General features: G+C 43.8%; 17 protein-coding genes and 1 pseudogene. 9 read left to right on the forward strand and 9 right to left on the reverse strand.

What is annotated here, in order from left to right; genetic code table 11:
• Positions 1 to 2: 2 nt before the first annotated feature.
• A complete protein-coding gene (locus EV213_RS17035; RefSeq protein ID WP_133581770.1) occupies positions 3 to 635 on the reverse strand; it encodes a response regulator in 633 nt (210 codons plus the stop codon).
• On the reverse strand, positions 636 to 1,769 hold the full coding sequence (locus tag EV213_RS17040) for a sensor histidine kinase (protein ID WP_243740240.1): 1,134 nt from the start codon (positions 1,767 to 1,769) through the stop codon (positions 636 to 638).
• A gap of 143 nt (positions 1,770 to 1,912) precedes the next feature.
• Between EV213_RS17040 and EV213_RS17045 the strand changes: the two genes are divergently transcribed.
• The 4 genes from EV213_RS17045 (at position 1,913) to EV213_RS21360 (ending at position 5,423) form a co-directional block, all read left to right on the forward strand.
• Complete coding sequence (locus tag EV213_RS17045; RefSeq protein WP_133581772.1) at positions 1,913 to 2,560, forward strand: SDR family oxidoreductase; 648 nt, start codon at positions 1,913 to 1,915, stop codon at positions 2,558 to 2,560.
• 143 nt (positions 2,561 to 2,703) lie between these two features.
• Complete coding sequence (locus tag EV213_RS17050) at positions 2,704 to 3,330, forward strand: SIMPL domain-containing protein (RefSeq protein WP_166639379.1); 627 nt, start codon at positions 2,704 to 2,706, stop codon at positions 3,328 to 3,330.
• A gap of 152 nt (positions 3,331 to 3,482) precedes the next feature.
• On the forward strand, positions 3,483 to 4,850 hold the full coding sequence (locus EV213_RS17055; protein WP_133581774.1) for an FAD-dependent oxidoreductase: 1,368 nt from the start codon (positions 3,483 to 3,485) through the stop codon (positions 4,848 to 4,850).
• Between the two features lie 225 nt (positions 4,851 to 5,075).
• Positions 5,076 to 5,423, forward strand: coding sequence for a DUF3888 domain-containing protein (locus tag EV213_RS21360; RefSeq protein ID WP_424923072.1), 348 nt, complete (start codon positions 5,076 to 5,078; stop codon positions 5,421 to 5,423).
• Positions 5,424 to 5,683: 260 nt separating this feature from the next.
• Here the strand turns inward: EV213_RS21360 and EV213_RS17065 are convergent, their stop codons facing one another.
• The 6 genes and pseudogenes from EV213_RS17065 to EV213_RS17090 form a co-directional block, all read right to left on the reverse strand.
• Positions 5,684 to 6,082, reverse strand: coding sequence for an ArsI/CadI family heavy metal resistance metalloenzyme (locus EV213_RS17065; RefSeq protein ID WP_133581776.1), 399 nt, complete (start codon positions 6,080 to 6,082; stop codon positions 5,684 to 5,686).
• A gap of 68 nt (positions 6,083 to 6,150) precedes the next feature.
• On the reverse strand, positions 6,151 to 6,471 hold the full coding sequence (locus tag EV213_RS17070) for an ArsR/SmtB family transcription factor (protein ID WP_133581777.1): 321 nt from the start codon (positions 6,469 to 6,471) through the stop codon (positions 6,151 to 6,153).
• A gap of 159 nt (positions 6,472 to 6,630) precedes the next feature.
• A pseudogene (gene arsC, locus EV213_RS17075) lies at positions 6,631 to 7,050 on the reverse strand (arsenate reductase (thioredoxin)).
• 35 nt (positions 7,051 to 7,085) lie between these two features.
• Entirely contained in the window at positions 7,086 to 8,384 is a 1,299-nt protein-coding gene (locus EV213_RS17080) for an arsenic transporter (protein WP_133581779.1), read from the reverse strand.
• 15 nt (positions 8,385 to 8,399) lie between these two features.
• Positions 8,400 to 8,744 carry an ArsR/SmtB family transcription factor gene (locus tag EV213_RS17085; RefSeq protein WP_133581780.1) on the reverse strand — a complete coding sequence of 115 codons (345 nt, stop codon included), beginning with the start codon at positions 8,742 to 8,744 and terminating at the stop codon, positions 8,400 to 8,402.
• A 194-nt stretch (positions 8,745 to 8,938) separates the two neighbouring features.
• Positions 8,939 to 10,117: an MFS transporter gene (locus EV213_RS17090; RefSeq protein ID WP_243740231.1), complete on the reverse strand. Its 1,179-nt coding sequence runs from the start codon at positions 10,115 to 10,117 to the stop codon at positions 8,939 to 8,941.
• A gap of 728 nt (positions 10,118 to 10,845) precedes the next feature.
• Between EV213_RS17090 and EV213_RS17095 the strand changes: the two genes are divergently transcribed.
• The 5 genes from EV213_RS17095 to EV213_RS17115 all read left to right on the forward strand — a co-directional run bounded on the left by EV213_RS17095 (position 10,846) and on the right by EV213_RS17115 (position 18,451).
• The gene (locus EV213_RS17095; protein WP_208112777.1) at positions 10,846 to 12,588 is read left to right on the forward strand and encodes an ABC transporter ATP-binding protein; all 1,743 of its coding nucleotides are present in this window, start codon (positions 10,846 to 10,848) and stop codon (positions 12,586 to 12,588) included.
• Positions 12,575 to 14,395: an ABC transporter ATP-binding protein gene (locus EV213_RS17100; protein ID WP_133581782.1), complete on the forward strand. Its 1,821-nt coding sequence runs from the start codon at positions 12,575 to 12,577 to the stop codon at positions 14,393 to 14,395. The genes EV213_RS17095 and EV213_RS17100 overlap by 14 nt, the downstream gene beginning before the upstream one ends.
• Positions 14,396 to 15,171: 776 nt before the next feature.
• On the forward strand, positions 15,172 to 16,149 hold the full coding sequence (locus tag EV213_RS17105) for an ArsR/SmtB family transcription factor (protein ID WP_243740232.1): 978 nt from the start codon (positions 15,172 to 15,174) through the stop codon (positions 16,147 to 16,149).
• A gap of 118 nt (positions 16,150 to 16,267) precedes the next feature.
• Entirely contained in the window at positions 16,268 to 18,016 is a 1,749-nt protein-coding gene (locus EV213_RS17110) for a glycoside hydrolase family 2 protein (protein WP_133581783.1), read from the forward strand.
• 141 nt (positions 18,017 to 18,157) lie between these two features.
• Entirely contained in the window at positions 18,158 to 18,451 is a 294-nt protein-coding gene (locus tag EV213_RS17115) for a YolD-like family protein (RefSeq protein WP_133581784.1), read from the forward strand.
• A gap of 11 nt (positions 18,452 to 18,462) precedes the next feature.
• Here the strand turns inward: EV213_RS17115 and EV213_RS17120 are convergent, their stop codons facing one another.
• Positions 18,463 to 19,152 carry a DsbA family oxidoreductase gene (locus tag EV213_RS17120; protein WP_133581785.1) on the reverse strand — a complete coding sequence of 230 codons (690 nt, stop codon included), beginning with the start codon at positions 19,150 to 19,152 and terminating at the stop codon, positions 18,463 to 18,465.
• Positions 19,153 to 19,958: the final 806 nt, after the last annotated feature.

Raw genomic sequence — 19,958 nt, forward strand, 5'->3', positions numbered from 1 at the left:
CTTTATAAGAGACCGTACCGGATGGCGTAAATGGCAAGCTGCGTTCGGTCACGAAGCTCCAGCTTGTCCAGCACTTGACTGATGTGATTTTTGACCGTTCCAACAGAAAGGGCAAGACACTCCGCAATTTCACGGTTGCTCAACCCATGACCAATGTGCGTAAGAATCTCCCGTTCGCGCGGGGTGAGGTTGTCGCTTGGTTTTGGTTGATCGCTAGAGGATAGCAGCCTAGGCAGCACTTTAGCAGCAACCTCATCCTGAAGCGACATGCCACCAGTAAGGCAGCTTCGAATGGCACGGATGAGCAACTCAGGCTCGCCGTCCTTTAACATGTATCCTTTGGCCCCAAGCTGTAGGGCTTCAATGGCATAGCGGTCGTTGTTGAACGTCGTTAGTATTAAAATATAGCGTTCAGGCCAACGTTTTGTGATATATCTTGTTGCCTCAAGGCCGTCCATGACAGGCATGCGAATGTCCATCACAATGACATCGAAGACATGCGTTTCACATTGAGTAATGGCTTCACGGCCATTGGTCGCTTGGGCACGTACACGGATATCGGGAGCTGTTTCAATCATCATTTTGAGGCCTTCTCTAACCATCGCTTGGTCTTCAACGAGCAATACATTAATCATTTAGTCACGCTCCTTTGTTAACGGGAATGATCCTTCGAGGATAAAGTGCTTATGCTCATGTCGTGTGTGGATATAGCCGCCAAGCAGCCGAAAACGTTCTTCCATTGCAGAAAGACCAAAGCCTTTGTGTATGTCCTTCGAGGATGCTTCATTTTCAACTCGAAAGAAGAAGGAGCTCCCGCCAAGCAGCTGTAGTTGAATGGACACACTTGACTGTTTGCCATGCTTTAAGGCATTAGTCATCGCTTCTTGGATGGCTCGGTAAACACCAACGGATTGTTCGGGGCTTAATGGAGCTGAGAGCACCCCTTCACCAACCGAAAACGCTACTTTTAGGACATTTTCGGCTTCGAGCTGTCGTATTAAATGTTGAATGGCTTCAATTCCGTGAGCTTCTTCCTTGTCCAGGTGCTGAACGGCACGGCGTGTTTCATTTAAACTTTCCTGCGCCATTTTTTTAAGACTGCCTACTGTCGCTTGATCTTGTCCTTCTAAACGCATTCGAAAGACTTCTAACTGGAAAATCAGAGCGGTTAGTTGGTGCCCGACTGAATCATGCATTTGCTCGGCAATTCGTGTTCGTTCCTGTTGCCGTGCGAGCGTCTCCGAAACGGTGTGACCGCGTTTCAGCGATTTGTATTCCGAAAGCAATGTGTCATATCGAATCGTGGAAAATTGCAAAGCGTGTTTCGCAGAATAATAGGTCATAGTCGCAGGGAGAACGATGACGGCCAATAGCAAGGTAGCAACGATAGGCCAAACATCGCCAGCGAATAAAGGTGGCATTATGGCAGCCAATAATGCACAGCTTCCGACAAAGATGACGTGATGTGAGGGGAGGTGGGCCAATGCATAAGCAAAAACAAGCAAGAAAAGCAGAATGGAGAATGAAATTGAAGTTGAGATGGGGTCGGCAAGGTCTTGCCAAAATAAAAGCATAATAAGGACAGACTGAAAAATGCATCCTACGGTGAGGAAGCGTGGTGCATTGGAGAGGAGGGGAGCAATAAAAAAAAGAGCATAGAAACAAGCGATCATCACCATGCGATTAGCTGTCACGCTTTCTAGTCCTTGCTGCCATAGGGCTGCAAGCAATATGATCGACAGCAACATAAGCCACATCCAAAATTTCATCAAAGTCAACACGTCCCAGAAAACAGAATTCTATCAATGTCATCATATCAAACGGATCAGAGGCGGGAAAGCTGCATTACGTTTATATCGGCATCCATGCGGGAAACATAACATCAACTCTAAACTAAAGGACGTGTTGATGGATGAAGGTACTCGTTGTTGGTGCAAACGGGAAAATTGGGAAGCAGGTCGTGCAGCAGTTGCAGGCAAGCCCACAACATGAAGCACTTGCAATGATACGAAAGGCAGAGCAAGAGTCGTTTTTTCAATCGCTTGGTGCTGAGACAACGCTCGTTGATCTTGAGGGACCAGTGGATGCAATTGCTGACGCAGCAGACGGTGTTGGTGCTGTCGTGTTTACTGCCGGTTCAGGTGGTCACACTGGGGCAGACAAAACGTTATTAATAGATTTAGACGGGGCGATCAAAACGATTGAAGCAGCAAAGCAAGCAGGTGTGAAACGTTTTATTATTGTTAGTGCAATCGGTGTTCATAATCGTGCAACATGGAGTGACAAAATTGCCCATTATAGTGCCGCGAAACACTATGCCGATGAATGGCTGATGAAGAGCGGGCTAGATTATACAATTATTCGTCCAGGTGGACTCACAGATGAGCAGGGTATTGGAAAAGTGAAGGCGGCGAAAGATCTCGAACGGGGCATGATTGCTCGAGAGGATGTCGCTGCCACCATTCTCGCCTCACTAAACGAACCCACCACAATTGGAAAGGATTTTGACCTCGTTGGAGGCGAAACGCCCATTGCTGATGCACTGAAGGAACTGAAATAGCTAGGGAATGAGCGCAAGGAGCTGAATGATGGCCCTTGCGTTTGATGTCGTTTCTGTTGTTCCAGTGATGACTTTGTGGCAGCGGCATATACTGTGAGGAGAGGAAAGGGGGGAGTCAAATCGTTTATCAAGACGATATGCGCGTGAAGCGAAAAACGATCACAGTGACAGGCCATGCTGAAGCATCAGCGCCACCGGATACTGTTCAATTGACCATTGGTGTAACGACAGAGGGGAAATCCGTCTCCGTCGTACAGAAAGAAAACGCCCGTGCCATTGATAACATCATGACTGCATTAAAACGTGAAGGCGTTTCTGAACAGCTTATTCAAACCGCCACCTATCAAATTTCGCCGCAATATGATTATGTCGATGGCAAGCAGGTTTTCCGAGGGTATCGGGTGACCCATTTGCTTGATGTCACCGTGCGTGATGTGAGCAATGTCGGGAATATTATTGACGCAGCGGTGGCCGCTGGCGCAAACGAAATAAGCTCTGTTCAATTTACGGTCGAGGACGCAGACCTCCTTCAGCAGCAAGCGTTACGCGGCGCCACCTTGAATGCCATAGAGAAGGCCGATAGTATAGCGGATGCCTTGAAGGTAGAGTTGAATGAGACGCCAATTTCCGTCGTAGAATTAACTCAGAATATAGGGCAACCGAAAATGGTCATGTTTCAAGCGGCAGAAAGCACACAGCTGCAGCCTGGCACGTTTACTCTGTACGCCCAAGTAGAGGCGGTATTTGAGTACTCGCAAGCGCAGGAGTAACATCACAAAGCTACAAGCAACTACATTGTGATTTATTTCACAAAAACAGTTGCTTTTTTATATTTGCTTGAGTATACTATGAGTGTAGTGAATGTGAATAACTTCACAATAACATGTGATTCATTTCACAAACTTAAAAGGAGGAGCTTCCTATGAACATTGCAGTGATTGGATGTACACATGCGGGAACAGCTGCTATTACAAATATCGCCAATACGTATCCAGACGCGACCATCAACGTCTATGAAAAAAATGATAATGTGTCCTTTCTCTCTTGTGGCATTGCCTTATATGTTGGAGGCGTCGTGCCTGACCCTAAAGGCTTGTTTTACGCATCACCTGCCCAGTTTCAAAAGCTTGGTGTCAACATGCGGATGCAGCACGAGGTCCTTGATGTGGATGTAAACGCGCATAGCTTACGTGCGAAAAACCTCGTCAATGGAAAGGTCATTCACGATCACTTTGATAAATTGATTATCGCAACAGGTTCTTGGCCAATCGTCCCAACATTGCCAGGGTCTGAGCTACACAATATACAGCTTTGCAAAAACTTTCAGCAAGCCAATGACATTATTGCCAAAGGAGAAAAGGCCGAGCACGTTACAGTTATTGGGGCAGGGTACATTGGCGTTGAGCTTGCCGAGGCATTTGCTCAGAACGGAAAACGTGTCACGCTGATGGATAGTGAGCCGCGCATATTGAGCAAGTACCTTGATCAGGAATTCACTCAGCCTGTAGAAGATACATTGAAAGCAGAAGGTGTTGAGTTAGCCCTTGGGCAAATGGTGACAGCTTTTGAAGGAGACAGCGGGTCTGTTCAACGGGTCGTGACGACGAAAGGGACGTATGAAGCAGATATGGTCATCTCTTGCATTGGCTTTCGCCCGAACACAGAGCTCTTCAAGGGACAGCTTGACATGCAAGCCAACGGAGCGCTAATTGTTGATGAGTACATGCAAACAAGTGCCAAGGACGTGTTTGCAGCAGGGGATTGCTGTGTGCTCCGTTTCAACCCTACCGGACAGCAAAGTTATATCCCGCTCGCTACGAACGCAGTCAGAACAGGAACGCTCGTTGCGATGAATTTAGTATCACCAACGGTTCCTCATCCAGGGACGCAAGGGACGTCTGGGCTAAAGCTGTTCCAACACCATTTAGCGTCAACAGGGATGACAGAAACACAGGCAGATCGTGCAGACTGGGCAGTGGAGACGGTTGCCATACAAGACGCGTATCGTCCAGAATTTATGCCAACTGCAGAAGAGGTTCTTTTCAAAATTGTGTATGACCAACACACACGACGTGTCCTCGGTGCGCAAATCTTATCTGATGTGGATTTAACACAGGCAGTGAATACGTTGTCTGTCTGTATCCAAAACAACATGACCGTCGATCAACTCGCCTTCCAGGACTTTTTCTTCCAGCCTCATTTCAACAAGCCTTGGCATTTTATTAACAGAGCCGGAATGAAGGCAATGGAAAAACAAGGAAATGAGCAGAAGGAAAAACGAATCTCATAGCAAACAGAGCCGGCAGATAACCATCTGTCGGTTTTTGGATGGATTGATGAGTAGCGTGGCTAGTGTGAACAATAAAAATGCTCGATTCCATGAAGGTCTATTAAATATCATGAAAAGATAGCTGAGGAGTGAGGGAACAGGAAAAGTCATAATAAAAAAAAGCAGAATCAACAGCGTTATAAATTTTACTCTCAAGGTAATGGTCAGCTTCTTCCACTTGTTTTTGTGTATTATTTAGCAATAACCCACTATTTAGCCAGCAACTCTTATACTTTAACTAACCATCAATCTCAAAATACAAAACAACAGCTCATAGAAGATGCGCTCATTTTATCTCTAAGTCCTGTTATGCAAGAGGCAGTTGATCACTATTTCGGCACGACCACACAGTATTGGCGTCCGAAACTTTTGCATATCGGCAAAGATCCCGCAACCATCTTCACTGTTCATATGCAAGTAGAGACCTTTGTGGGTCCCCACAATCCTCCTTATCATTTGGTCAATTTGACACTCACAAATGATGTTGAAGGCTGGAAGGTTAGACAAATGAATGTTAAGAAAGAAATGTCTTAATCGTGTTTCTAAAGTGAAGGGACCGAGAGAGAATAAAAACACTTCACACAAAAGCCGAACTTAATAGGATAATGAAATAAACATTGGCCATCAGCGTAAGCAAAATACGTCCCGACGAAGTCTTTCTGAGTTGATGTTGCGCTTTTGCCGATGCGTTGCATGAACATCACTAAAAATCCAAACAAATTCAGTTGAATTGTTCGGATTTTTAGACTGATTAATTAGTTATGTCTTAGCCTCTTCGTCGTAAGAATGAAATATTAATTGCAACAAGTGTTGATTGTATCTACTTCAGAGTCTTCCTTCGTAAAAAAGAATTCCCACTCATGACCGTCTGGGTCAGTGATCCAAAATTTATCCTGCTTTGCATAGCAACAAGTTGTATCCTTTTCATCTCTTGAGAAGAATCCTTGCTTTTCTAACCTCTCTTTATGGTTTTGCAATTCCTCAGTACTGGACAATTGAAAGCCAAAGTGATTGACATGATTTCCTTCGACTGCACTCACAGGTCTTAATGTAAAATTTAGCCCTGGATTTTCTAATAAAAACTTGGCATAATCGGATTTTACTTTAGCTGGTTCAGCACCAAACAATTTTGTATAAAAGGTAATAGAGCCTTCCAAATCCGTAACATTTAAACCAACGTGGATATTCATAATGTAAATCCTCCTTAGGGTATATTCTATATATCAAGTTTTATTGATTTGATAACCAAAAAAACTCGGTATTAACAGGTAGGTCGAAACAAACAGCACAACTCAGGAGAGATTAAATGATTTACTTCATTGGGGTTTAGTTCATAATACCCCCAAGTTCCTCTCGTCTCTTTGGTAATTAGATTCGCATCAAGTAATATCTTGAGGTGATAGGAAAGTTTGGATTGAGGCATCCCCATTAAGTCTACAAGATCACAAACACAGGTTGAACCGTTCTGACAGAGCAAATTCATAATACGGAGGCGTTTTTGATCCGCAAGTGCTTTAAATTTTTTCTCGTATGTCTCAAACGCTTTGTCTAATGATTGATCGACTAATGGAATCTCGTTCATTTTTCTTGCCTCCTTATAGATCAACTATTCTTGATTTACTGTCATTATACACCAATTTTTTTAGAATGCAAGCGTTTTAATCAAGAAAACTTGATTTTATGTAATGCAAAGAGAATCTGCCAATTGCGGCATCCTCTTTTCTCCATCGTAACGAGTGCTTTATTCCATTTCTTCAGCAAACCTTTTGATACGTGCTTCAATTTGATTGCGAACACGTTGAAAAACGGCCTATTTCTCTTCATCTGTTCCTTCAGCTTTTGCTGGATCATCGAAGCCCCAATGGAACCTCTTAACATGCGATGGGGTCATTGGACACTTATCTTTTGCATCCCCACAAAGTGTAACCGCATACTCGGCTTTATCTAATAGCTCTGAATCAATGATGTTCGATGCATGTTGTGAAATATCGACACCTGTTTCGGCCATCGCTTTAATGGCTTTTGGGTTAACACCGTGGGCTTGGATGCCTGCAGAAAATACAGCAAACTTATCGCCAAGGTATTTGTGACCAAACCCCTCGGCCATCTGACTACGACAAGAGTTTCCGGTACACAAAAAATAAAGGACTGGTTTCGACATGTTTTATTCTCTCCTATTGAGCAGTTTAGTGGTCTTTATGAAATAATCAACAACCAGATGTACAATCCGGTAAGGGTAATAAACAATATTGGGATGGTTAATACGATACCCACCTTGAAGTAATAGCCCCATGAAATCTTGACGCCTTTTAGCGACAAAACGTGAAGCCATAAAAGAGTTGCCAAGGACCCGATCGGTGTGATTTTTGGCCCAAGATCAGATCCAATCACATTTGCGTAAATCAAACCTTCCTTGATGATGCCTGTCGTATTTGTCTCGGATATCGCAAGAGCATCAATCATAACGGTCGGCATATTATTCATAACTGAGGAAAGAATGGCCGCGATAAAGCCCATCGAGATTGTAGCAACAAACAAGCCTTGGTCTGCTGTCGCTTGAAGAACACTTGCCAAAACACTAGTTAAACCAACGTTTTGTAAACCGTATACTACGACATACATTCCGATGGAGAAGAATACAATGGCCCACGGTGCTCCTTTAATTACTTGTTTTGTTTGAACAGCTGGACTCCTCTGAGCCATTGCCAAAAAGAAAATCGCAATGATACCAGCAATAATGGATACTTGAATACCGAGTAATTCACTTCCAAAATACCCGAAGAGCAGTAGGGCAAGAACTACCCACGAGAGACGGAATATGCCATGGTCTTTAATTGCTTCTCTCGGCTCCTTTAATTGACTGAAATCGTAGGAACGAGGAATGTTTTTTCGGAAATATAAATAAAGCACAAGGATACTGGCTGCTATTGAAAATAAATTCGGTACAACCATTCGGGTGGCATACTCAACAAACCCAATTCCGAAGAAGTCCGCCGAAACGATGTTGACCAAATTACTAACGATGAATGGCAAAGACGCGGTGTCCGCAATAAAGCCACTGGCCATTATAAATGGGAAAACCATTTTTTCTTCAAAGTTCAAGTTTCGAACCATGGCCAAAACAATAGGTGTTAAAATAAGTGCAGCACCATCATTGGCGAAAAGTGCAGAAACAAGGGCGCCAAGTAGGATCATGTAAATAAACATCCTAACCCCATTTCCTTTCGCAGCACGTGCCATATGAAGTGAAGCCCATTCAAAGAAACCAATTTCGTCAAGAATCAATGAGATTAAAATGATAGCAATAAACGTTAACGTTGCATTCCAAACAATGCCGGTAACTGTAGCGACATCACCTAAGTCAACGACCCCAACGATCAACGCCAAAATCGCTCCACCACACGCAGTCCATCCGATGCCTAATCCCTTAGGCTGCCAAATCACTAATATCAATGTAATGATAAAAATGAATGATGCTAAAATTATAGAAGTCACCTCAACACCCTCCACCTAGTCACAAGTAATCTGTTTCCCGTTTGCTTCCAGAGCTTCAAGAGTTACTTTTTGATCGGGAATATTTGCAAGTAACGTCTCGATTAATGGATACGTGTCACTTTCTTTATTCAACGAATAGAAAATCCATTGACCTTTTCGCTTTTCTTTCACGAGACCGGCATCACGAAGCTTACGCAGGTGTTGGCTGATCGAAGGCTGGCTCATATCAAAAATTTCAACAAACTCACAGACACAACACTCCCGATAAGACAGTAAACTCGTTATTGTTAACCGCGTTTTATCTCCTAAAAGCTTTAGGACAGTAGCCGTTTTTTCAACGTCTAATATCGTTTTCTCCAATGAAACCACCTCATAAAAAAGTATATTAATCATTATATAAGCATATGCTTATATAATCAATTGAAAATTTCTATTGGAATACTAATGACGACCGCATCTTATTTCAAGTAATGGAATTTGGCTTACATCAACCATAATATATCCTGTTGTCTAAACTCTCATGTTTCTTTTATTGATCTTTTTCATTAGCTCTTTTAATGTATTTCAACTCTACGATAAAAAACCCAAAATGCAATAAAAAACAGAATACCAACTAACCAAACGGCACTAGAAAAATAAAAAGTAAAGTCTATGTCAAAACTTTCATAGATTAAGCCAGACACAATTGGTCCAATGATCATTCCAAGACTAGAAGCTGATCCCAAATAACCCATTGTTCCTCCCATACCGATTTTTCTTCCTATCTGAGTAGATAGTGCCGATGAAGATGCCAAGGTTAAGGCTGAAGTAACACCCAATAAGATTAATAAAGCCGCTATTATCCAAAGAGTAGTTCCTATTAAGGGGAATATTAATAAAATTACAAATGTAAATAATCCAGAAAAAAGGATTAATCTAAACTTGTTATGTTTATCTGCAAAATTCCCTAGTGGCACTTGCGTTATACCTATTACAATGCTGTTTAGTGCGATTAAAAATCCTACAGCCACTAAACTTAACCCTTCACTCCGCGCATAGATAGTAAAAAAAGAAATTAAAAAGATGTCAAGCATTGCAAAAATAAGATTTATTGCAGCTAACGATAATAACCCTGGATGTTTCCATAGAGATAAGATTTTCTTGGATTGTTTTTCTTTATTGAGTTTCATCGCTATTGAATGCTCATCTAAATCAACATTTGGGAGTAAAAGAACCAGTACTAGCGATAGTATTGCTAATATAAAAAGGCTAAGAAAGGCATTACTGATCCCAATCTGTTCACCGAGTACGCCTCCAGCCAAAGGACCAATTCCACCTGCAATAAAAAGAAAGGTGTTATATACTCCCATATACTTACCTTCTTGCCCTACAGGAGTTATATTTCCGATATATGACATAGCCATAGGTAACATCATCGCTGACGCCAAACCATGTAATAATCTTGCAGCTAATAGTATTTCACTGCTATCTGCTAACCAATAAAGAATAGCTATAAAAGGATAAAGCAAAAGACTAATAACAATTAAAAATCTCGGTCCTTTTTTGTCTGCTATTATTCCGATAGGAGTACCAGTAACTAACCTAACAATGTAAAACCCACTAAACAATAAACCAATCCAAAAACCACTTAAACCTAAATTTTCCGCATACGGAGCTAGTAAAGGAGCTACAATGCCTGTACCTATAACTAAAATGAATACTGCAAAACACAACATGATGCCTGATTTTTTCAATGAAAATCTCTCCTATGCAGTATTGTAAATGAGTAATGATACTAATGCCCTTTCCACAAATTTAGTTTGGTAACAGTTGAAAATGAAACTTCAAAAGATCTTTCTCATTTCTTTCGTCCTTTTGATAAACCAAAAAAGGCTACTAATGAGACTCCAGCGGCAAAGAAAACACGATGAGGTACTTTCGAATCGATGATGCACTTGTACCCTCTAGGGGGAAAGCGAACGTATAGCCGTTTGTCTAGAGAGAATGTTTTCAAAATGATCATTTGCAAGTGAACAAGCACCACAATTCATTCTATTAAAAATCTACGTTATCTGAAAGGGCACTAATTTTAGATGGGATGTATATATACCGAGTTAAGGTACAATTGAATCTGATTTTTAAGTAGTCCAGGCGGGGACATTTGAAGGGTCAGACAATCAATTTTCCCAATTAGCATTTTTACATTTTACAACTATATAACATATATGTGGATTTTTATATAGTGCTTTTCGAGACGATGTGTTGTACTAGTTCTCTAATTTTCTTTGCCCACAAGTAATGAAAGGCGAGCATACCCTTAACAGAACACTGAATTTAAATTCTGTTTGAAAATATCAGACGTTTGACATAAAATATTGTATAGTTACATAGACTGCAACCGAGGTATTGTGTGGGTAATTATTTCGGGTTACGAAGAAAATAAAAAATGAACACGCTTTCTTTTTGGCGAGGGGGACGACATTTGAAAGGGTCACAACTGCTGCAACAGTACATTCGTTCACGTTGGGTAGGGTATTTATGCGCTGTTACTTTAATTTTGGCAGGGAACATCGTATTTGCGACATACCCGAGGATCATTGGTGAATTCGCAGACGACATGACGTCTGCTGATGCTACACAAGCGATGATTATTGATGTTGCCCTTGTATTGCTAGCCGTAGCCATCGGGTATGGGATTTTGTTAGGTGTCGGGCAATATACGACAATGCGCCTTGGCAGAGCCTTTGAATATCGAGCGCGGAAGACGTTGTTTGCGCATTACACGACGTTGAGCGAAGCCTATTTCTCTAAACACGGTGTTGGACGGCAGCTCAGCTTTGTGATGAACGATATTACCGCTGTTCGTGAATTGATCTCACGAGGGATTAACCAGTCCGTGAATTCCGTTGTTCTCTTGATTGCTGTTGTTGTAATGGTCATCATAAGTGGCATTCCCATTCAAGTATTGGTTGTTTCTATGATACCGGTGGCCACGATTCCTTTGATCGTACGTTATTTCGGTCCGAAGGTAAGAAGACGTTCAAGAGAGGTACAGGACAGCCTTGCCAATATGACCGATGCGGCAGAGGAACATTTCGGTGGTGTTCGCGTAGCCAAAACCTTTGCTGTGGAGGACATCATGTCGGCACGTTTCGGAAAAACAGTCGACCGGATCTTTAAGCAGCAGCTTCATCTTGTGAAGATTGGTTCGCTTTTTGGGGCTCTTCTTCCGTTTACAGGCGCATTGTCTTTGGCCATTGCGCTATTGTACGGGGGGACCCTTGTGATTCAAGATGCTCTGACGTTAGGTCAATTTATTTCCTTAACGCTTTATTTGCAAATGCTCGTCAATCCCCTCCAGCAAATTGGTGCGGTGCTGAATTTAATTCAACGATCGGGCGCATCTCTGGATCGCATTAATAGTCTATTAGATACCCAGCCTGACATTCAGCAGATTGACAAACCAAAGGCGCTCAATGGGTCGTCCATTTCAATTTCCATTCGAAAATTATCGTTTACATACCCTGGGTCCAGCGAACCTGCGTTAAAAGACATTTCCTTGCACATTGACGCTGGAGAAACGATCGGCATCGTTGGGGCGATTGGGAGCGGGAAGACAACATTGGCTAGGCTGTTGTTACGTATGTATGATCCTCCTCCAAGGACAATGTATTTCAATGGCATTGATATTCGGGAGCTGAGCTTTCAAAGTCTACGTACGAGCATTGCCTATGTCCCACAGGATGGTTTTTTGTTTAGTACGACCATTGGCGAAAACATCGCCTTTGCAAATCGTTCTTTTCAACAGGACCTCGTCACAAAGGCAGCTGGGCAAGCAGACATTTCAGCGAGCATAGAGTCGTTCCCAGACCAATACGATACGCGATTAGGCGAGCGAGGATTGACGTTATCGGGTGGTCAGCGTCAACGAACGAGTCTAGCTAGAGGATTTATCCAGGACGCCCCGGTACTCATATTGGATGACAGTGTGAGCGCTGTCGATACGGTGACGGAAGGAACCATTTTAGGCAACCTGGAGTCACTTCGAAAAAACAAAATGACGCTCATCATTGCGCATCGAATTAGCGCCATAAAACGCGCAGATCGGATCTTTGTGTTGGAGGAAGGGCGAATTGCGGAAACCGGCACGCATGATGAGCTTGTCAAACTAGGCGGGTTGTACGCTTCGATGAATACGATGCAGGAGGAGAATGCGGTTGAGTAAGCAAACAACGAATGCAGCCGGTCAGAAAACAGGAGATCGTCAGCAACAGAAGAAAGCCTTTTTTGAAATGCTTCGCTACGCTAAGCCGCATCGCAAATCGCTTGGATGGGTTGTTCTGTTTTCCTTTTTTGCGATTTCCGCTGAGCTTCTCCAGCCGTACATTGTCAAAATCGTTATTGACTCAGGTGTCCTCACTGGCGAAAGAGGGATTGAGTTGCTTTGGCTGCTCGGCGGGGGGTTTATGGTTCTTGCCGGGTTGAGCTTGTTGTTCACGTACTTACAAGCAACGAGGCTGCAATTTATCGGTCAAAGCATTGTCGCGAAGCTTCGAAAGGATTTGTTCCAACACATCTATACGCAGTCGATGTCTTTTTTTGATAAGCATTCCAGAGGAAGTCTTGTCACCAATGAATCCAGTGATACAGAAACGATTTCACAATTTTTCACACAGGTGTTGGTCAGCCTGATTCGTGATGGCTTAATGCTCATCTTGATCATTTTGCTCATGTTTTCGTTGGATGTTCAGCTTGCGTTGTACTGCATGATTGTCTTGCCAGTTATTGCGCTGATTGCTGCTCTCTTTCGCCGCTATATTCGAAATGCCTATCGCAATTCGCGAACGCAGCTGTCAAGACTGATCGCATTTACAGCAGAAAATCTTGCAGGTATGGGCTTAATTCAAGCATTCCATCAGGAAAAGGAACAGATTAATCGTTTTCAGAAGCAAAACAAATTGTTTCTAAAAGCGAATATCCGTGAGATTACAGGCAACGTCCTGTTTAATCGTTCCTTTGATATGCTTGGAAACCTGTCTGTTGCTTTTCTTGTTTGGATTGGCGGCACGGCTGTTCTTTCTCAGCAAATTGAGTTTGGTGTGCTTTATGCCTTCATAAGCTATATGCGTCAATTTTTCCAGCCGATCAACCAATTGACGCAGCAGTGGAATACCTTGCAATCGACGCTTGTTTCAATGGAACGGCTCTGGCTTATTTTTCACCAAAAGCCTGAGGTGAGGGAAGCGAAACAAGCTTCTGACAAAAAGCTTCGTCAGCTTCACAAAGATGGACGCATCCAGTTTGAAGGGGTCTCGTTTTCATACGATCAAAAATCGCTTGTTTTAAAAGACATCCATCTCGATATTCGTCCTGGGGAAATGGTAGGAATTGTGGGCACTACAGGCTCGGGCAAGAGTACGCTAATGAACCTTCTCGTACGCTTTTACGACCCTGTTAAAGGGACGATTTTGCTTGACGGCCAGCCTCTCAAACAAATCCCTCTGCAAACACTGCACCAGTATATTGGTCTCGTGCAGCAAGAGCCCTTTTTGTATGGGGGGACGCTGATTGACAATGTCCGTTTGTTTCAGCAGGATATCTCAAAAGAACGAGTCATAGCAGCCTGTGAAGCTGTTGGGGCAGGCCCGATGGTTCAGCGGCTCTCCCAAGGGTACGATTCGCACTTGTCACAGAATGGCAGTGGGCTGGCGGCAGGCGAACGACAATTGATTTCCTTTGCACGCATTTTGTTATTTGAGCCGAAGGTGCTAATTCTAGACGAGGCTACGGCAAACATGGATTCTCACTCTGAATGGCTCATTCAGCAAGCCTTAGAAAAGGTGTCGGTGAATCGAACTACACTTGTCATTGCTCACCGGCTTTCAACGATTCGAGAGGCAGATCGCATTTTAGTAATGAAGGACGGCGAGATTGCTGAAGAAGGGAATCACCAAGAATTATTGGCGAAAAACGGGCACTATGCAACATTGCACCATCATTCATTTAAAGAACGTGCACGACCCACATCCTAACGGCGAAAAAGTAAAATTCTCTTGGAGTCAGGGATAGAACTATTATCTAGGGCGTGTCTGAGAACTCTGAAGGGAGCAGATGTTGCCGAATTTTCGTTCCAAGCAAGGCGCTTTTTCGCAGGCGTACCGGCCGTACGTCAAGAAAAAGGAACGCAGCAGGGGACGAAAAGGCGGTGACAGATGCCTCTTAGCGAGTTTTAAGACACGCCCTAAGTGTATTGGTAGGTAAATTCATAATTTGAGAAGCCAATAAAAAAATCCGAACGACTACGAAATGTCAGTTAGAATTTCATAGTACGTTTCGGATTTTTCAGTATCAAGACAAGAACAGAACTCCTCAAGCCGACATTGCATCTGTGCCCTTCAGTGTGGGTAAAGAAATCACGACGAGACGACTTTCAAGTCGATGTTGCCCTTATGCCTTATAGGGTGAAAGCGAGTGTATGTATGCATGTTTAATGTGTGAACCTTAAACGTCTTAGCTTGTATCTCCCCCACGGCACTTGATTTATTGTTGATTAAAAACACTCAACATAGGTTCATGACCCTTGTCTTAGCTGCAGCCAATAAACCAAAAGCAGCCACTAGCGAGACTCCTACGGGAACAGCGAGCTAAGCGAGACCCCACAGTGCGCAACGCGCCGAGGAGGCTCGCAGTTCGCCCGTGGAAAGCGAGTGTATGGCAGCTTGTATACTAAAGTAGCTTAAAAACTATTTTGCAGTTTATTGCTCTTTAAAACGAAAAACGCGTAAACTGGTGACAATGAAAAGATGGAATGGAGTGTGAACGGACAGTGCTAAAGCTTTCCATGGAAGACAAAAGAAAGTTACGTAAGGTCGCACATGCGCTTGCTTCCGCCGATCGCGTCGACCTGCTTGAGCTGTTGAGCACACAGTCATTCAATGTAATCGAATGTGCTGAAAAACTTAGTCTCCCAGTGTCTACAACGGCGGCTCACGTAAGAATATTAGAAGAAGCTGAGTTACTACATACAGAATCTAGACCGGGGAAGCGCGGATCAATGAAGGTATGCACACGCCAATTTAATGAGATTCATATTGCCCTCCATTCAATGGTCGAACTGAACAATTCCTCTCAAACATACGAATTAGAAGTGCCGATAGGGCAATTTGTCGATTGTGATGTGTTTCCCACGTGTGGAATGGCTGATGTACATGGGAATCTATTAGTCCCAGATGATGAGCCTGTACATTTTTATCACCCGAAGAGAACAGAGGCAGAACTCATTTGGATTAGAAAAGGTTATTTGGAATATGTGTTTCCTTTGCAAATTCCAGAGGATGCCCGGCTTGTGGATATCCAATTCTCCTTGGAATTATGTTCAGAGGCTCCGCATTTTGACCCGGAATGGCCGTCCGATATTACCGTCTGGATGAACGGTGTAGACATCGGGAGCTGGCGATCACCTGGTGATTTTGGTGGACGACCTGGTCACTTAAGTCAGCAAAGAGATATCGGCGCATCGACGCAATATGGCTTGTTAAAAACGTGGAAGGTAGACGCAAAAGGAAGCACGGTCGATGATGTAGCGATTTCACAGGTCAACCTCGCCGACTTGTCCATTACGTCACAATCCTTCGTTCGTTTTCGCATCGGTGTAAAGGACAATGCGCAGCATATCGGGGGGCTCAATCTGTTCGGTAAGCAGTTTGGCGACCATCCCCAGGCCATTCGCATGCATGTCGTCTATGAATGGCCGGAAAACAAGAATACACGACCTTTTATTACATGAAATCCGTAGGTTTAAAAGCACTTATTTAGCGGTTTTTTCATTGACTTATCATCTATGAAAACGCTATTATCAAATTTAATACGGGAAGTTAGGAATAAATGAAAAGGTGGGGAAAGCAATGACATTTGAAAGAACCGAGTACCCGAGACCGCAATTTAGGAGAAACCGCTGGCAGTGTTTGAATGGGCAATGGGATTTTGCTTTTGATGATGACCATCAAGGCGAAAAAGCGAACTGGCCGCAAGCGCCTGCACTTGACCAAAAGATCCAAGTCCCGTTTGCCTATGAGAGTAAAGCTAGTGGTATTGGTGATGAAACGCACCATGACACCGTTTGGTATGCGAGACGTTTTACAATTCCTAGTGAGTCGAAGGATCAAGAGACGCTACTTCACTTTCAAGCAAGTGATTATGTGACCCATGTGTGGGTGAATGGACACTACACAGGCAATCACAAGGGTGGTTACACTGCGTTTTCATTTTCAATCACACCTTATCTTAAAGACGCTGGGGAAAATCAGCTCGTTGTAAAGGTCGTGGACAGCAAAAACACTGAACAGCCTCGTGGGAAGCAGCGCTGGGTGGATGAGAATTTTGGTTGCTGGTACGTACAAACGACGGGAATTTGGCAAACGGTGTGGCTCGAATTTGTCAGCAAGCAGCATCTTAAGACTGTGAAAATGACACCAGACATTGACACCTCAACCTTGGGCCTGGAATATGAGCTCGCTGGAGAAGGCAACACTGCATTGTCGTTGCAAACGACGATCACATATAAAAATGACCTCATTAACCAATTTTCGTTTACGCCAACACGTACAAAAACGAAGCTTACAGCGGATGTTACAAGTGACTTAACCGAGTGGAAGGTGAGGCACTGGACGCCGGAGCATCCTCATTTGTATGACATCACCTTCACATTGTACGACGGTGAAACGGTCATTGATGAAGTAACCTCATATTTTGGGATGCGAAAAATTTCGACTGACAAAGGACAAATCCTACTGAACAATTCGCCACTTTACCAACGGCTTTTGTTGGATCAGGGATATTGGCCTGACACTCATTTAACTCCACCGTCGGATGAAGCGATGAAGGATGATATTGAGAAAACATTGGCGATGGGCTTTAATGGTGTTCGTAAGCACCAAAAAGTCGAGGATGCACGTTTCCTCTATTGGTGTGACCAGATGGGGTTGCTCGTTTGGTCTGAAGTGGGGGCAGCCTACGAATTTTCCGATGAAGCGGTGACGTCGTTTACAGAAGAATGGTTGGAAATTGTTCGCCAGCAATACAATCATCCGTCTATTATTACGTGGGTACCGTTTAACGAGTCATGGGGTGTGGCACAAATTTACAGTGATCAAAAACAACAGAAGTTTACAGAGGGAATCTATGCATTAACAAAGGCCATTGATCCAATGCGTCCGGTCGTTGTGAATGATGGCTGGGAGCATACGATTTCAGATATTCTCACCTTGCATGATTACGAGGAGCTGGGCACTGCGTTCACCGAGCGTTACGAGCAGATGGACCGGATTACTGATAACAAAGTGTCGCACAATCACGGGAAGTTTCCATTTGCACAGGGCTATGAATACAAGGGGCAGCCGATATTAATTAGTGAATACGGCGGCATTGCCTTTGAAACAGAAAAGGGTTGGGGGTACGGCAATCAAGTCGCCGATAAAGAAGCCTTCCTTTCTCGCTACCATGCGATTACCGAAGCGATTCGAAAACACCCTGAAATTGTCGGGTACTGCTACACGCAAATTACAGATGTGCAACAGGAAGTGAATGGGCTGTTAACCGAACAACGTGAGCCTAAGGTGCCAATTGAAGACATCAAAAAAATCAATCGCCTGTAAATAGCTCTACAGAAAAAAGCAGACGCGTCTCAATTGATGAGACGCGCTGCTTTTTGTCGTTGTGGAAAAACATACACTTGATTAGCGAACGTATATTCTGATATTATGAATGCAAACACTTGTTCCTGAGGAGGAGAGGGCGTGTATCGATCATTACCGAAAGAGTCTTCGCAGCCAGAGACATGTGCGGAGTGTCTGTTGCCTTATCTTGTAGCTGCATCGCCGCTCCTGTCTCAAGAAACGATTCAATCCCATTATTGGCTCATTCTGCAAGCGATTCATGCGGATGAAGCGTTGCAGATCACGTATTATCTTCATGGTGTCTATTTGACGAAATCGGGGATGCCAAAACGCATTGATGGAGCCACAGGCCGTCTGTTGATTGGGAAAGAATGGGTCACTGTTGCTCATATTATTCGTATGACAAGACGGTAACCTGTTTAGACCTATTCACAACGATGAGCGTCTGTACATACCGCATCTTGACTCAGTTTTTCCTTCTCGGTCACATCGCGCAACGCATTCGCAAATACTTCGGGAGGCTGCGCGCCTGACACGGCATAGGTATCATTGATGACGAAAAAAGGCACACCCGTCATGCCAATTGCTTTGGCATCCTCTTGGTCCTTGTTCACCTCAGCTTTAAACGAATGTCCTGCTAGCATGTCCCTCACGGCGTTTTTGTCGAGGCCGGCCTGTTCGCCAATCGACGCCAGCACAGAAAGATCGCCCACATGCTTGCCTTCCACGAAATAGGCGCACAGTAATGCTTCAATCACATCGTTCATCTTGCCTTGTTGCTTTGCGAAATGACTCAACCGATGGGCGTCCATCGTATTTGTGAGCACCACATTGTCCAAATCAAAGCGAAGCCCTGCTTGCTTTGCCGTTTGCGTCACGTTTTGATTCATTTCCTTCGCTTGCGCCAGCGGCATGCCATATTTTTTGACGAGCATGTCGTGTACGCTGTCCTTTGTCGTCACAGGGGCTGATGGATCAAGCTGAAAGCTTCGGAAATTCACCTCTATGTCTTGTTCACCCTCCAGCATCTGCACGCCACGTTCAAAATTCCGTTTTCCGATATAGCAAAATGGACAAGCAACGTCCGACCAAATATCAACTTTTACCATTTTCATTTTCCTCTCTTGGGAGACAATTTCATACTTTTAAACTGTTAAGGGGTTGCCCATTCATATCCTTAAGCATAGCAAATGTCCACTTTTCTCAACTATAGCTTAGTAAACGACATGAGCATAGCACAAACTAGTGCCCCATCAGGTAACGTAGATCTTATTTTATTCAGGATGAGTTATGGTTCTTGTTTTCGCACAAGTTAACAGTTGGAAAACATTTTCTCTAGGCAAACGGCTATACGTTCGCTTTCACCCTGAAGGGCACAAGTGCATCATCGACTCGAAAAGACCTCGTCATGACTTCTTAGTCGTGGAGTCTCGCTAGTCGTCGCTTTTGGTTATGATAAAGGGCGAATGAAATGAGAAAGATCTTTTTTGGTTTCATTTTCAAAAGTTACCAAACGACATTCGTGTAAAAGGCACCATGTGATCTAACTCGAAACATTGCACTTCCTTGCCTTATTTGGTCGCAACACGGCTTTTTACCCCCTATACGAGACCGCGCCACAATAAAACAATGTACGCAGAAACAAACATCAGCGTAGGCAACAGACGTAGACTCTAGTGGGATCAGCGCGAGCTGAAGATCCCCTCGGAAAGCCTGCTTTCCGAGGAAGCTGAAGCCGTGCCCCACAGAAAGCGAAGTTTGTTGACCGAGCCGTCGTCATTCCCGCGCACCCTAGCGCATCTTCAACTTGAAAAGACCTCGTCGTGTTTTCTTTGCTGCTGGAGTCTCACTAGTGACCGCTTTTGGTTATTGTAAAGAACGAATGAAATGAGACCGACCTTTTATAGGTTCACTTCATTCC

Source organism: Aureibacillus halotolerans (assembly GCF_004363045.1).
Classification (GTDB): Bacteria; Bacillota; Bacilli; order Bacillales; family DSM-28697; genus Aureibacillus; species Aureibacillus halotolerans.